This is a genomic window from Pseudomonas putida (assembly GCF_002906855.1).
GTDB classification, from domain to species: domain Bacteria; phylum Pseudomonadota; class Gammaproteobacteria; order Pseudomonadales; family Pseudomonadaceae; genus Aquipseudomonas; species Aquipseudomonas putida_N.
Genome location: NZ_MINI01000028.1, coordinates 1,110,982 through 1,124,016, shown reverse-complemented (window position 1 = coordinate 1,124,016; position 13,035 = coordinate 1,110,982). Strand labels below are relative to the sequence as shown.

The following is a 13,035-nucleotide window of genomic DNA, read 5'->3' as shown; positions in this document are numbered from 1 at the left end:
CTCCACACCGTTCGGGGGAGCGATTCCCCCAAAATTCCCCCAGGGAAATTGGTAGGATCTCACCCGTTAAAAAGCTGGCTGTCTGCCCATTCTCGGCGAGGCCACCAACGATGGAGCGGTGTGAGGCATGGGTTCTGAGGTAGCGCGGGTCAAACAACGAGCAGCGAACCGGAAGCTGGTTGAGGATCTATACGATAATTCGCAGCAGGTGTACGTGGTGCACTACTCGTGCGAGTCCTTCTACGAGAACTCCACGGGCGGCTCCACCAGGGTAACCTCGATCGCGGTCCGTAATCTGCAGTCGGCTCAGACCAGATCGTGGTCCATTCACAAGGCAGCCGAGCTTCAGAATTGCCTTGACAAGATCAACGAAAACTTCCCCGAGCTGGAAAAGGCGATGCTCGCAGGATATTTCGATTTCCTTCGGCAGCACAGCAGCTGCAGGTTCCTGCACTGGAATATGCGGGATGAGAACTACGGTTTTTTCGCCCTGGAACACAGGTTCCGGACTCTCGGAGGCCAGCCCTTCGAACTCCAAGACGACCGGAAAGTCGACCTCGCTCGCGTATTGGTGGCGATTTACGGCCGTCAGTATGCCTCTCACGAATCGAAGTCAGGTCGGAAAGGCCGAATTTTCAGCATCGTCGAGCTCAACCAGATCGCTGACAAGGATGGCCTCACCGGAGCACAAGAGGCCGAAGCGTTCGTCAACGGCGAGTACCTAAAGCTTCATCAGTCCACGCATCGAAAGCTCGACATGTTCTGCAATATCTTCGAGCGGATGCATGCGAAAAATTTGAAAACCCTCGGCAGTTGGTTCGACGTGAACGGCATCCACCCCGTTTACATCCTCGAACAGGTAAAGACTCATTGGATCACGACTTTGATCGTACTTTTGGCTTCCCTTCTCGGAGCCGGCTACAAGTACTGGGACGTGATTTCCAAGCTCTGGGGCGGCTCAGGCGGAGCGGCATAGAGCTCCTGATCACCTACAAGCACTGGTGGCCGCTACCAGCTGACGCTCGTATCCGATTCGCTGCCGACGTTCAGCCAGCAGCGCCCGCACCTTTACCTCCAGGCTGTCGGCCTTTCGAAGGCCGTCAGCCGCCCAGGCCGGTATCGCTACCTCTGGCACCCGGCACGGCACCTGCACTGGAACCTCAACGCGCACGTATTTCACTTGCGGCTCCACCTCCCCTGCGCACCCGGCCAGCGCCAGCAACAGCACCAGCCCGCTCCCACAGGTGAGCGGTTTCAGGACCAGCTTCATAGTCCAAGCTCCTTGTCGATGATCGAGGTGGCCGCTGCGCATTGATCGCCGCCGGTACGCTCCTGCTGCAGCCGGTTCGCTGCGGCGTAGTCAGCCTGAGCGATGGCCTTGGCTTCGGTCACAGCCTGCTCTGCCCTGGCCTGGCGCTCGTTCGTGGCCAAGGCCAAGTCGCCCAGGGCCTTGCCCTGCTCCGCGGCTAGGCCGGCCAGGTTGTCGCGCGCAGCCTTGCAGGTGGCCACCTGGCCCTGCTCGGCGTCGAGCAGCGGGCGGAAGTGGCGGGTGGTGGCCCAGGCGCCCACCACCATGCCGAGCAGGATCAGCAGGCCGGCGCCAGCGGCTCGCAGCAACCAGGCATTCACGCCAGCGCCCTCCGCACGCCCTCATCAATGACTGCCGGCGTATACGGGTTGCCGCCGTTCTCGTGGATGATGATGCCGAGCACCATGCCGCGCAGCGTGGCCGCGTCCTTGATGTTGATCGGGTCGGTGGTGCGCACGCCCAGGCGCTTCGCCACGGCGCCGGCGTAGGCCTGGGTGTCGTTCTCGTTGCTCGGCGCCCAGCGGTTGATGGTTTCGAGCACGGTGTCGATGCCCTTCCCGCCCACACCGGGCATACCGTCCTTGCCCCGGTAGTTGATCAGCAGCTTGCCCAGGGCGCGAATGCCGTTCTCGGGCGTGTCGAAGATGGCGAAGCGGCCACCAGGTTCCTTGCCGATCTGACCCTGCCAGTCGTTGCGGGGATTGAAATCGATGTTGCCTGGATTGCGGTTGCGGACGCCGCGCGGAGTGCTCATTGGCCAGCCTCCTCTGCCGGCGCCTCAGGCGCGATGTCTGCCGCTTCCTGCTCGGTAACTTCGACCTTCGCGGAGTAGCGCTTGAGCAGCTTGGCGGTCAGCACTTCGGACCCGGGCTGGCTGCTCAGCAGATTGCGGGCAGCCGCGTCAGCTTCAGCTTCGGTGGCGTACTCCACGGTGCGGATCGGGTCGAGAGCGTTGGTACGGTTGATGACGATGAAAGGCATGGGTTTTCTCCAGGCAAAAAAATACCGCCAGGCGGCGGTCTCGGGGTTGTTGCGGGATCGGGTCAGGCCGGTGGCGCGGGCCAGTCGATTTCGGTTGGGTAGCCTTCCTGCTCGTGCAGACGGCTCAGCGCCACGCGGTAGCGCTTCCATAACTTGAGCTGGTCGGTCTCGGCCTCGGTGGCCTCCTCCAGGTCGACAGCATCCTGCAGGGGCGCGATGGCCTGGTCAGCTGCAGCGCGGCGCTGGGCGACCTCAGCAGTGACGCCGGCCAGCAGCAGCTCCTGCTGAGCCTGGGCTTTGGCCTCGGCGGTGATGACCTGCGACCAGTCGATTACACCGGCCGCCTGACCGACGTCGATCCAGTAGGTGGTGTTCGGCGGCGGGTTGCCGGCCGGCACAGCGCCCTTGGCCTGGTACAGCTTTCCATCGGCACCCAGCACACCCTGGCCAGCGGTGTAGGCCTGGTCTGGCTTGTACGGCATCGAGTCGGCCAGGTCGGCAATTGTGTCGATCTGCCGCTGCAGCTCGCTCTGCACGTCGTTGACGTGGTTGCTCACCTCGGTGATCTGCTCGCCCAGGTCGGCGCGCACGCCCTCCACGCGCTGGTTGACCGAGCCAGGCACGGTCGGCGGTGCGGTGATCAGCGCGATGTCTTCGCGCAGTTCAGGGTACAAGGCGCCGTTGCCGATCTTGTCCTTGAAATACTCCTCATACTCGGACTCGTCGCTGCTCGTCGCACCGCTCACACCGACTCCAGTCGGGTACCAGGGACCGATGTTGCCGGTACGGTCGACCAGGCGCGCCCAGAAAAAGTACTGCACGCCGGCCGCGCCAAGCTGCAGGGTATGATCCTTCTGCGGGTAGGCGAAGTCGCTCAACTTGATGGCGTCCTCGCGGGAGCTGGAGGTGCTGTACCAAATCTCCGTGCGTTCGGTGTCCTCCGCGCCAGCAGGGAAACCCCACGCCAGACCGATGGCGTACACCAACGGCTTGGTCGTCAGGTGGGTGACCGCCGGCGGTGGCGTGGTCTTGCCGGCGACGTTGGTCAGTATGGAGGTGGTCGGGATTGACGAAACATCCATAGCGCTGACCGCGCGCACGCGGGCCAGGTACTGGCCGGCATATGCGCCACGCACATCGGCGGCAAGCTCGCCGGTTCTTGGCACCTTCACCCAGTCCCGCGAACCCCAGCGCCACTCGACGTCGTAAGCCACAGCACCAGGTGCCGCATCCCACGAGATCGTCATGGTGGTGACGGCAATACCCTGGTCCACAGCGGAATGACTGCTGATCAGCACCCGCGCCGGGGCGTCCTGCACGCCTGGCGGCAGCACGCTGATTGGCCTGTCATCGATAACCGTGCCGTAGTCGATGGCGTCAAACTTGCTCGGCTCGTACTGGATGCATTCCAGCTGAAACTGGTGCCATTCCGGGCGCGTGACGTTGCGCACGTAGAACTGCATCAGCTTCAGATCATCGAAGTCCAGCACCCAGCCGGATTCAGGCTGCGGCACCTCGCTGAAGTCCGCCATGACAGTGATCTGGCGGCCGGCCACAGAGCGCACCTGGCGCGCCTCGGACTTGCCGCTGGGCAGGTTGACCAGCAGGCGGGCACCAGTCGGCACCTCGATGTCACGGTCGACCGTCACGACGCGCCCGACCACGGCGGCGATACGCCCACCATTGGCGCGGCCTGCCAGCATCGGGTCGGACAGGGTGACCACCTTGCCCGGCTTCGGGATGTAGCCATCCAGGCCGACGCGGAAGCTGGCACCGCGCAGCTGCAGCTGCTCGGTCATGAGCGCCCACTGGCCGGCGCGCTGGGCCTGGCCGCGTGACGTGCACCCTACCGCCTCCACGGAGATCTCGCGCACGCCGTACTCGGCGATGGCATCTTCATCGAATACCGGCTCTTTGTCGGTGTCGTAGCCACGATCCGGGTCATCGAACGACACCATGGCCTGGCTGTGCCGCTCGCGCAGCTTGCTGCCGGTGTACTTGACCGCGCCGTCGTCGAGGATCTGCGACAGGGTGTAGTTGTACACGGGGTCCTGTGGCATGTCGGCGTTGACGGTGATCTGGCTGCCGTCCCAGAAGGCCAGGCCGTGGAAGATGGCGGCCAGGTCTTGGAGCACCGCCCAGGCCTCGGCCTGCTTCTGCAGGTACAGGTTGCAGGTGAAGCGCGGCTCCTCGCCACCCTTCCCATCCGGCACCAGCTGGTCGCAGTACTGCCCGATGCGGTACAGCGACCAGCGGTTGATCATGGTCGCGTCGATGCGGTCGCCCAGGCCGTAGTACGGGTGCAGGGCCAGGTCGTAGAACACCCAGGCCGGATTGTTGGTGTAGGCCTCCTTGTAGGTACCATCCCAGACACCGTTGGTGGTGCCGGCGCCGCTGGTGGCGTAGGTGCGGGTCACCGGGTCGTAGTTCATCGGGACGCGCACGATCCTCCCGCGCATCAGCACGGCGATCTTGGCGATGTCACCGCCGAACTGCTCGGCGTCGTACTCCACGCAACTGACAGCGGTCAGCGGGTATTCCTGATCGCTGTCGACCACCTCGGCGATGGCCTCGACGTACATCCCGTCTTGCACCAGCGAGCTGTTTGCCTCCGGCGTGATCCGGCGCGCACGGATCGCCCAGCGGGAGCCGGCGGGCAGCTCGATGCGGTGCGAGCGCTCGTACTTGGTGACGTTCTTGCGATTGACCTCGGAGACCAGCACCTGCTGATAAGGGCCGTTGTCGGTGGACACGTCGACCGCATACTCGATGCGCACGCCATCGATGTTGCCGCCGGAGTCCTGGGACTGCAGCTGCGGCCACGAAAAGCGCAGGCGCACTGCGTCCAGCATCGAGTTGGTGATGGTGTAGATGTAGGGCGTGGTGCTGAGCAGCTGCTGGCCGACCGCGATCTCGTTGCTCGACTCGCTGATGCCGGTCATGCGCTCCTGGTTCAGCTCACCGGAGCGGAACTGCCATTTGACGCCCGGATAGTTGAGGGTGCCGTCTTCCGCCATGACTGGCGTACCGTCCAGCTTCACCGAGCGCAGGTCGTTCACCGGGCCGACGATTGGCCCCCAGCTCCACAGGTAGAGCATCCGCACCGTGGCGATTGACGGAACGCTGTTGGACGCGATGCTGGGCTGCTTCTGCTTGGCGGAACCGCCCTTGCTGCCGGCCACCTGCCGCTTGCTGGTTGCAGTGGCGCGCCGCGGCGCGCGCTTCAGTGCTTGACCCATTCCACTCTCCAAAAACGAAAAAACCCGCCGAAGCGGGTCAGGTGTTGCCGCCGGTCAAAGCCGGTCTTGCGTGTAAATCCCCCCGGACTCGACGGCCCCGCCGATCTCCCGCTCGCCGTACAACAGCGGATAGGGGTTGCCCTGAGCAATCGTCGTTACCGCGCCACCGAAGCCATAGCTGGGATTGTTGCCATCCTCGTTGCGGTCGAGGCTGCCGGTCTTCGGGGTGGGTGAAAGCATTTGCACGACGCCCGCCGCAGCCATGGCAGCGCCGCCGACCATCATGCCAACGCCGATCGCAGAGGTTGTCCCGAATGTGAAGGCGCCAGCGACAATCAGCACCGCGCCGAGAATGGTCGTGAATAGCCCTGCCTGCTTGCTGCCCTGGATGATCGGCGCGATGCGGATGTCGCCAGCATCGTCGCCTTTCAGATCCAGATCGTCGGCCGACAGGTTCCGGTTGCCGGAGAATACGGTGAACACCAAGCCCCGCTCCTCGCCGTTGGACAGGAATTTTTCGAAGCCCGGGACCATGTTGCACAGGGCCTGGATGGCGTCGCGGGTGCTGTTAACATCCAGAAAGTACTCGCGCCCGAAGTGCTTGCGCAGCACACCGTACAGTTTCACCGTGCGCTTCATGGCTGGTAGTCCTTGTGCCGCAGGATCAGCCGGCAGCGGCTGGCCATCGACCAACCGTACACCTCGCGGGTCGAGGCTCGGCCGGCCATGTGGTGGTAGATGAATGGCCCGCTACCGCCGAGCGATGCCGCCGGCTCACTGGTAAGGTCCGGTTGACTACCCAGGTAGATGGCCGCGTGGTTCGGGTGGAAGCACGGCCGGCCAGGCGATGGCACCATGAACACCAGCATGTCGCCACGCTGCGGCACGTCCACCTGGTAGAAGCCGGCGCCAGCGAAGTTCGCCTCGTACAGGCTCGGGCCATCCTCCTGCTCCCACCACAGGTCATCCCGTTCGAAGTTGGGCAGCACCAGGCCGGCCTCGCGGGCGTACCAGTCGCGGCAGGCGCCCCAGCAGTCGAGCAAGCCGTGGGCGAACTCACGGCCCAGCAGCGGGGCCTGGTAGCCGGACGGCTTGAACCACTGCATATCGCCGCCGGGCCAGCCGACGATACCCCAAGGCACCTCGTGCAATTCACAGCTGACCAGGTCGGCCATGCTCGGCATGGGTGCAGCGTCGGGGTGGCTGTGCACGATCGCCAGCAGCTCGCCCTGGTCTTCGGCGTTGGCCAGGTCCTCGTGGTGCAGGCGGAAGTTCTCCCGCGGCGTCTTCGCCAGGTTGCGACAAGGCACGTAGCTACGCCCCTGGTCGGTCTTGATCAGCACCCCGCAGGCTTCGGCCGGGTACTCGCGTTCGGCATGCTCGCGGATCGCGGCCTGCAATGTCTGGTTGATGCGCATCGATTACCTCGAACTGGCGATCAGGCTCGCGCCCATGGAGCCGCCGAAACGGCGGGTGTTGCCGCGGAGCTTGCAGCTCTTCCAGCGCCCCGGGCAGCGGTCGAGCGCCGGGTTGTCGGTGGGCTCGTCCTGCTTGGTGTACATGGCCGCGCCGGTGTAGGCGCAAGCCTCGCCCCGGTACTGACCCCGGCAGGCCCAGCGGCACAACTTGGTGATCTGCTGGCTCGGCAGCATGATGCCGCCCATATCCAGCGGGCTGGACAGCTGAAACGTCACCTGCTGGCGGTCTTCATCGGTCTTTTGCTCGATGTACCAGAGGTTTTCCCGCGCCTGGTTGGACGCCTCCGGGTTCCCGTCGGGGAAGTTGGCCGCATCGAGGAAGTGCCGGAAGGTTTCGATGACCTTCACCTTGGAGCCGACCAGGTCCTTCAGGGCCAGGCACAGCGCGGTGACCGCGCCCCTCACCCCGTTGATTTCGTTGACCAGCTGCAGCGTCGGCGTGGCGGGCCGGCCGTCGCCACGGATGTCGAAGCCCTTGGCTTCCAGCTGCATCGCCGAGTACAGCTGGCCCTGCCAGATGATGTCGGCCTCTTGGGCGTGGCCGTGGAAGCGCATGATGTTGCCGCCCAGGCGCGTCGCGTCCACTTCGAACAGCCGGATCTGGTTGCCCGGCTCGAGCTTCTGGATATCGGATTCGAATGTCATGGGGCCTCAGAAAGAAAAACCCCGCAGTGCGGGGTCAGTAGGGGGTGAATGTCTGCTTCATGGTGAAGCTGATCTCGAAGAGCCCGGCGCCCTTCGGGTCGAGCTTGTAGCCGTTGGCCTTGTACCGGCCCTGCGTGCCGCCCGGCGGCGTCCAGAGGAAGGACTTGTAGCCTTCGTGCCGGTCGAGGAAGTCGCGCATCAGGCGCAGTTCTTCGCCGGCGTCGAGGCTGCCCACGGCCTTGTGCGACCACTCCTGGGTCTTGGTGTTGATCCCGGTACCGCCGGCCTGGGTGTAACCGTCACCGAAGTCGTTCTCCCACACCCGCTGCTTGATCTCACCAGCCGCACCCACCCGGGTGCAGAAGCTGAACGTTTCCGCCATCACCGTCTCCAGAGAATGCCGCCCTGCTGGGTGGCCTTGTAGATCGCCTGCTCCATCTGCTCCTCCAGCCCCTTGGCCATCATTTCACCCTGCCGGCGCGCGGCGTCGTCACTCATGCCGGGCTGCGCCTGGACAGTGACAGGGGCGTTGATGGTGACACCGCCGCCCCCTCCGCTGCCGGCGTCAGAGTTGTTCGCATTACGCAAGTACTGGGTCAGGTCCTGGTTCTGGTTCGGGTTAAGCACGCGCTCGCCGCCATCGAGCAGCCAGGTACCTTCTCGGGGGATGTTGTCGATACCGTCGTGCGCCATGCCCATCAAAGCGCTAGACGCTACGCCGGCCACCAAAGGTGCTGCAGTAGCAGCGGCAGCCGCTGCGGCTGCGGGAGCCATTGCCGGGCCAACGATCGGTATTGCTGCAGTAGACGCGAACGCAGCCAGGCTCGCCTGAAACGCGGTAGCCTGCGCATTGGCAACCATCGCCAGCCCTGCTGACACTTGAGTCGTCTTGCCGACCGTTAACTGCACGGCCTGGTAAACAAGCCATTGCGCCGCCATGTCTGACAGAGCCTGAACGAATGACTTGGCGAAGCCTGTCACCATGTCGATCAATCCGTCGCCGGCATCCTTCGAACCAGTGGCCACATCCGACATGAACGAACTGAGCTCGCTTCTGGCACTCCCGAGAACAGAGCTCGTGGCATCGGAAGCCATGGCGGAGTAGTTTTTCGCTTCATCAGCAAAGTTCTGCCACGCATCTCGCACGCCATTGAGCCAATTGCCCTGCATCTCGTCCTGCTGCTCGTAGAAGTTACGCTGATGCTCAAGGCGAATCGCCAGGGCATTGTCGAGAGCATCGGTCTCTTTCTTGTAATTCGCCTCTGCGTCCGGATCTTCAGCAAGTACCGCCTCTTTGTACTCCTTGTACATCTCGCGACGCTGCTTGTTGAAATCCTGCTCAATGGACAGAATCTCTCGGAAGCGTTCGCGGTACTTGTCGCCCTGGCCAGCGCCAGCAAGCTCCATGTCCAGGCCTTCCTTGGCAGTTCGGTTATCCTCACCGAGGTTGAACTGGAGCGCAGCGAGCTTTTTGGCATCCTGATCTGCTTTGAGCAGAGCCTTCTTGGCGTCCAACTCTGCCGCCAGTCCTTCCAGTCGCTTACGCTGCTGTGCGTTAACGCCCTCCAACTTCCCCGCCGAGATCTCGAAGGCCAACTTATCTACTTCGGTGGCGTTCTTGCGCTTGTCGGTCGTTGTGTTGATCAGCTCGATCTGTCGCTGATATCCCTCTTCCATGTCTTCAAAGCGGCGGCCTAGAGCTTTGCTATCCTTGTCGCCCGCCTTCGACTCCTTCAAAGCCTTGTTCGCCTTGTCGATTGCGGCGGCGGCATTCAGGGCCTTTTTCTCGTCGTCCGGCGAAAACTTCACTGCGCCGGCGGCGATCTGCGCCCGCAGCTTCTCGACCTCGGTCAGCTTGCCCGCGACAACTGCCTGTTTTTCTAGATTCTTGAGGTAGGTGCTGCCCTCCTTGTCAGACGCCAGGCGGGAGCTGTTCAGCTCCTTCTGCACCGACTGGATGGCCAGCTTGAGCGCGTCAGCTTTCTCCTTCGAGGCATCGAGCGACGTTTCGAACGGTACATCGCTCTTGTCGTCGACCCCTTTCTGGAAGCGCTCCTGCAGCTTTTCGGTTTCCTTGAGCTCGGCCTGCAGACCTTTCAGCCGATCCTGCAGCTGGTCGTAGGACTGGGTGCTCAGGTTCTCTGGCAGCATCGACCTGGAGGCCTGCCGAATGCGCGTCGAGGCATCCTCGAAGGCGTTCGCCGCCTTGCCAGCGCCCTCCTCGGCTTTATCGCCAAAGTCGATGAAGGACAGCGCCAGCGCGCCGACGGTTAGAATCAGGCCTGGCCATCCGGCGGCCATGCGCAATACAGCTGCGCCAGCTGTCCGCAGCGTCACGAGAGCAGCGCCCATTGTGGTGGCGGCCGAGAACCATGCTCCCATTGCTACAGTCGATGCCGTCTGGGCAACGGTAACCTGTGTGGTCGCCACGGCCAGGGCTTCCTTGGCCACCGTTTGCTGATTGATCGCCGCAGTCATCTGAGCAGATGTTGCAAGCGTCGTGGCTGCCAGTTTTGCCTCTGCCGCTGCAAGCTGATTGGTAATCGCAACCTCAGCCAGCCGCAACTCGGCCATTCTTGCCACCGCCTGTTGACGGCCAACATCGGTGATCTGCGCTTGGAGCCTTTGGGCTTCCAGCACTTTCTCAGCAGCCAATGCTGCCTGAACTGATTGCAGCCTAGAAACGTCCGAGGCCAAGACCTGGCGATCGGCGCTTACCCTAGCTTTAGCGCTCGCCACAGCCCGTGCCGCGGCTTCCACATCAGCAGCAGCCCCAGCACGAACCGCCTCCGCCCTGCGCAGCTCTCCGGCAGCGGCGACCGAGGTCATGTAAGTCTGCTGTTTAGTGGCCTGGAAGTCCGCCCATTTTGCAGCGCTGGCATTTACAAAACCGGTAGCCACACGCGCCAGAGCCACATAGAGCCCGGTTTTCAGCAACTGGGTATAGGTTTGAACGCCATTGGTGTCCCATGCCTTGGATAGCTCAAGGACTGAGCTTACGAAGGTTTTCGTCACCCCAAGCGACTCGTCAAGCGTGCCAATCACCCTCATTGCGCTGTTCTCCATCACCTGGAAGGCTCCGGAGATGGTGGTTTGCGATCGCGCAAACGAATCATCAATCGCCCTGGTCTGGTTGAGGATCGCGGCGAACACCTCCTTGGAGGTCAGCTTTCCTGCCTCGCCCATAGAGCGAAGAGACTCGCGCGCGACACCAAGACCATCTGCAATCGCCTGTGCCAGGCCTGGTGCCTGCTCAAGGACAGAGTTCAATTCTTCCCCGCGAAGCACGCCGGAGGCAAATGCTTGGCCCAATTGCACCAAGGCGCCCTGGGCCGCTTCCGCAGAAATACCGCTCGCGGACATTGCTTTACTGATGTTCTGCGTTACCTGGGCGATTTTCTCTTGGCTTGCGCCAAGCTGGCCGGAGGACGCTGCGATGCGTTGGTAGAGCTCCGCAGTTGCGTCCAGCGACGACTGAGAGTTCTGCGCGATCGAGAAGACTGCTTGGGACTGTCTGGAAAAATCTTCGAAGGTTTCCGAAACTTGCTTGATTCGGTTTTGGACGCCAACCCACGCCTGCGAATAGTGGACGATCTGCTGGGCGCCAAGATATGCAGCAGCGGCACCGGCGATGGCTTTGAAAGAGGACATGACGGCCGCTGAAGCACTGTCCGCGTGACGCTCAACATGAGCCATGCTCCTCTGAGTTGATCTGGCGGCTTGATCCATGCCCTGCTGGAAACCGCCAATCCTGGCGATCAGGTCGAGCGTCAGTGTGCCCAGGGAGCGACTCGCCATGCTTTCCTCCAGGCGAAAAAAAACCCGCCGAAGCGGGCTTTGTTAATTCATTACTGATATGGGTTCGCCATATCGGTTGTTGTGTAGCTGACTACCTTGCCGGATGAGTCGAGTATCACGCTCAGCCCCTGGCTCTTGTAGTTGCTCCCAGCGAAGCCAACATACGAGTAACCCCAAGACATGATCTGGGTGCCGTCAGAGTTCTTTGTCACAGCCAGTGGCTTGCCGAAGCTGGCAACCAGATCGTCGCGGGTCGTCGTTCCCTGCTGAATAGCATCCAGCTGTGCCTGGGTAACCGGTTTCCCGTAGCTCGCGCAAGCGGACAAAGCGAGCACAGCGGCTGCCGTAAATACCTTCCTCATGATTGCCTCCTGGCAAAATGAAGGAATCTACCACGTCAGTTCCATTCCGCCATTGCCTGTTCCAGTGAAGTCCCCGGCCGAGGGTGATGTGGCATGAAATCGTACAGCTCCGATTTTCCACCAGCGCCGCGGTTGATCTGCAGCGCTATTAGGGCTCCGGTGAGCTCGGCTCGGCGCGCAACGTTTAGCGATCCGTGCTTGTCTCGGTAAGCGACCCAGGCCAGCACTTCCGCATAGGAAAGCGTGGCCTTTGCCTCGGCGATCGTATTCCCACCCACTCCATTCAGAACCAATTCATGCCACAGTTCGTCGGCCAGGGTTAGCTCTTTGCCGGCGGGTTGTTCACCTCGTTGACGGCATTGAGCAGGACGATGCCCAGGGCCGAGTCGAGGTTGACGGCATCATCGAACGGCAGCTCCTCGGTGCCGTCCTTGCCCAGCATGATCGAGGCGGCCAGGTAGCGGGCGTTCTTGAAGCGCTCGGCCTCGCCGCCGGCGAACATGGCCTCCATGACGCCGAAGGCGTGCCGGCGCACGTGCACGGTGAACTTGTCGGTGATGGGCTTGCCGTTCTTGTCGGCGTGCTTCCACTCGACTTCCTTCGGCACCAGGGCGTCGGCGATGACGCCCCCTTTCTTCTTCAGTTGCGCGAGATCCATGGTTACCCCTTAAGCGGTTTTCGGTACCCAGGCGGAGCCGCCCGAGCGCTGGATGGAAACCGCGGTGCTGACCACGGTGTTGGCGGCGAAGTCGAAGGGGAAGTCAGCGACATAGCCCTGGAACAAGAACCAGGTTCGACTCGCTGGCAACTCGAAGTCATCGCCGTCTGCGTTTACTGTCGGCAGCGCGGTCGGCTTACCTTCAGCATCCCGCGGGCCGTCGGACCAACCCACTGCCCATTTCAAGGTGGTGTCACCATTTGCCTCGGACAGCTGATGCAGCCGGACATGGCTCGGGCTTTTCGGATCAGCGTTGATGGTCAACGAAGCCTGGCCCGGAGTACGAAGCCCCGGCTTGTAGGTGCGTTCGTCGGAGCTGAGGCAGGTATCCTCGATCTGCTCTTTGGGGGAGCCGCCGGGGTTGAAGGCGGTGGCGCACTCCACCTCCATCACGGTCATCGGGCCGGTACCGGTGGCAGGCGGTACCAGGGCAAAGACCTGGGTGCCTTGGGTCAAAATCGACATGGTGGTCTCCTGTCGGGTAAAAGAAAGCCCGCACTGGGCG

At 62.6% G+C, this 13,035-nt stretch carries 15 protein-coding genes; 1 reads left to right on the top strand and 14 read right to left on the bottom strand.

Going from position 1 to position 13,035, the window contains the following annotated elements:
* Positions 1–127 precede the first annotated feature (127 nt).
* Positions 128–976 carry a hypothetical protein gene (locus tag BGP85_RS05655; protein ID WP_181004457.1) on the top strand — a complete coding sequence of 283 codons (849 nt, stop codon included), beginning with the start codon at positions 128–130 and terminating at the stop codon, positions 974–976.
* A gap of 9 nt (positions 977–985) precedes the next feature.
* Here the strand turns inward: BGP85_RS05655 and BGP85_RS05650 are convergent, their stop codons facing one another.
* From BGP85_RS05650 to BGP85_RS05585, 14 genes are all read right to left on the bottom strand, one after another.
* Positions 986–1,270 (bottom strand): hypothetical protein, encoded by a 285-nt coding sequence (locus BGP85_RS05650; protein ID WP_103446299.1) that lies wholly within the window; start codon positions 1,268–1,270, stop codon positions 986–988.
* Positions 1,267–1,629, bottom strand: coding sequence for a hypothetical protein (locus tag BGP85_RS05645; RefSeq protein ID WP_103446298.1), 363 nt, complete (start codon positions 1,627–1,629; stop codon positions 1,267–1,269). The genes BGP85_RS05650 and BGP85_RS05645 overlap by 4 nt, the downstream gene beginning before the upstream one ends.
* Positions 1,626–2,063 carry a structural protein P5 gene (locus BGP85_RS05640; protein WP_103446297.1) on the bottom strand — a complete coding sequence of 146 codons (438 nt, stop codon included), beginning with the start codon at positions 2,061–2,063 and terminating at the stop codon, positions 1,626–1,628. The genes BGP85_RS05645 and BGP85_RS05640 overlap by 4 nt, the downstream gene beginning before the upstream one ends.
* The gene (locus BGP85_RS05635; RefSeq protein WP_103446296.1) at positions 2,060–2,290 is read right to left on the bottom strand and encodes a hypothetical protein; all 231 of its coding nucleotides are present in this window, start codon (positions 2,288–2,290) and stop codon (positions 2,060–2,062) included. The genes BGP85_RS05640 and BGP85_RS05635 overlap by 4 nt, the downstream gene beginning before the upstream one ends.
* 62 nt (positions 2,291–2,352) lie before the next feature.
* On the bottom strand, positions 2,353–5,529 hold the full coding sequence (gene gpJ / locus BGP85_RS05630) for a TipJ family phage tail tip protein (protein WP_103466443.1): 3,177 nt from the start codon (positions 5,527–5,529) through the stop codon (positions 2,353–2,355).
* A gap of 54 nt (positions 5,530–5,583) precedes the next feature.
* Positions 5,584–6,168, bottom strand: a complete 585-nt coding sequence (locus tag BGP85_RS05625; RefSeq protein ID WP_103446295.1) for a tail assembly protein — start codon at positions 6,166–6,168, stop codon at positions 5,584–5,586.
* On the bottom strand, positions 6,165–6,947 hold the full coding sequence (locus BGP85_RS05620; protein ID WP_029885684.1) for a C40 family peptidase: 783 nt from the start codon (positions 6,945–6,947) through the stop codon (positions 6,165–6,167). Before BGP85_RS05620 ends, BGP85_RS05625 begins: the two co-directional genes overlap by 4 nt.
* A 3-nt stretch (positions 6,948–6,950) precedes the next feature.
* The gene (locus BGP85_RS05615; RefSeq protein ID WP_029885683.1) at positions 6,951–7,652 is read right to left on the bottom strand and encodes a phage minor tail protein L; all 702 of its coding nucleotides are present in this window, start codon (positions 7,650–7,652) and stop codon (positions 6,951–6,953) included.
* A 34-nt stretch (positions 7,653–7,686) separates the two neighbouring features.
* Positions 7,687–8,034 (bottom strand): phage tail protein, encoded by a 348-nt coding sequence (locus BGP85_RS05610; protein ID WP_103446294.1) that lies wholly within the window; start codon positions 8,032–8,034, stop codon positions 7,687–7,689.
* The gene (locus tag BGP85_RS05605; protein ID WP_103446293.1) at positions 8,034–11,450 is read right to left on the bottom strand and encodes a phage tail tape measure protein; all 3,417 of its coding nucleotides are present in this window, start codon (positions 11,448–11,450) and stop codon (positions 8,034–8,036) included. The genes BGP85_RS05610 and BGP85_RS05605 overlap by 1 nt, the downstream gene beginning before the upstream one ends.
* A 50-nt stretch (positions 11,451–11,500) precedes the next feature.
* Entirely contained in the window at positions 11,501–11,812 is a 312-nt protein-coding gene (locus tag BGP85_RS05600) for a hypothetical protein (protein WP_103446292.1), read from the bottom strand.
* A gap of 35 nt (positions 11,813–11,847) precedes the next feature.
* Positions 11,848–12,117, bottom strand: coding sequence for a phage tail assembly protein T (locus BGP85_RS29170; protein WP_371418630.1), 270 nt, complete (start codon positions 12,115–12,117; stop codon positions 11,848–11,850).
* Between the two features lie 14 nt (positions 12,118–12,131).
* Complete coding sequence (locus BGP85_RS05590; RefSeq protein WP_054886651.1) at positions 12,132–12,470, bottom strand: phage tail assembly chaperone family protein, TAC; 339 nt, start codon at positions 12,468–12,470, stop codon at positions 12,132–12,134.
* A 9-nt stretch (positions 12,471–12,479) separates the two neighbouring features.
* Positions 12,480–12,995, bottom strand: a complete 516-nt coding sequence (locus tag BGP85_RS05585; RefSeq protein ID WP_103446290.1) for a phage tail tube protein — start codon at positions 12,993–12,995, stop codon at positions 12,480–12,482.
* Between the last annotated feature and the right edge of the window lie 40 nt (positions 12,996–13,035).

Coding starts and splice junctions, on each gene's coding strand:
- BGP85_RS05615 (WP_029885683.1), bottom strand. CDS start 7,652: ATGACATTCGAATCCGATATCCAGAAGCTCGAGCCGGGCAACCAGATC.
- BGP85_RS05625 (WP_103446295.1), bottom strand. CDS start 6,168: ATGAAGCGCACGGTGAAACTGTACGGTGTGCTGCGCAAGCACTTCGGG.
- BGP85_RS05635 (WP_103446296.1), bottom strand. CDS start 2,290: ATGCCTTTCATCGTCATCAACCGTACCAACGCTCTCGACCCGATCCGC.
- BGP85_RS05620 (WP_029885684.1), bottom strand. CDS start 6,947: ATGCGCATCAACCAGACATTGCAGGCCGCGATCCGCGAGCATGCCGAA.
- BGP85_RS05605 (WP_103446293.1), bottom strand. CDS start 11,450: ATGGCGAGTCGCTCCCTGGGCACACTGACGCTCGACCTGATCGCCAGG.
- BGP85_RS05610 (WP_103446294.1), bottom strand. CDS start 8,034: ATGGCGGAAACGTTCAGCTTCTGCACCCGGGTGGGTGCGGCTGGTGAG.
- BGP85_RS05650 (WP_103446299.1), bottom strand. CDS start 1,270: ATGAAGCTGGTCCTGAAACCGCTCACCTGTGGGAGCGGGCTGGTGCTG.
- BGP85_RS05640 (WP_103446297.1), bottom strand. CDS start 2,063: ATGAGCACTCCGCGCGGCGTCCGCAACCGCAATCCAGGCAACATCGAT.
- BGP85_RS05600 (WP_103446292.1), bottom strand. CDS start 11,812: ATGAGGAAGGTATTTACGGCAGCCGCTGTGCTCGCTTTGTCCGCTTGC.
- BGP85_RS05655 (WP_181004457.1), top strand. CDS start 128: ATGGGTTCTGAGGTAGCGCGGGTCAAACAACGAGCAGCGAACCGGAAG.
- gpJ (WP_103466443.1), bottom strand. CDS start 5,529: ATGGGTCAAGCACTGAAGCGCGCGCCGCGGCGCGCCACTGCAACCAGC.
- BGP85_RS05590 (WP_054886651.1), bottom strand. CDS start 12,470: ATGGATCTCGCGCAACTGAAGAAGAAAGGGGGCGTCATCGCCGACGCC.
- BGP85_RS05585 (WP_103446290.1), bottom strand. CDS start 12,995: ATGTCGATTTTGACCCAAGGCACCCAGGTCTTTGCCCTGGTACCGCCT.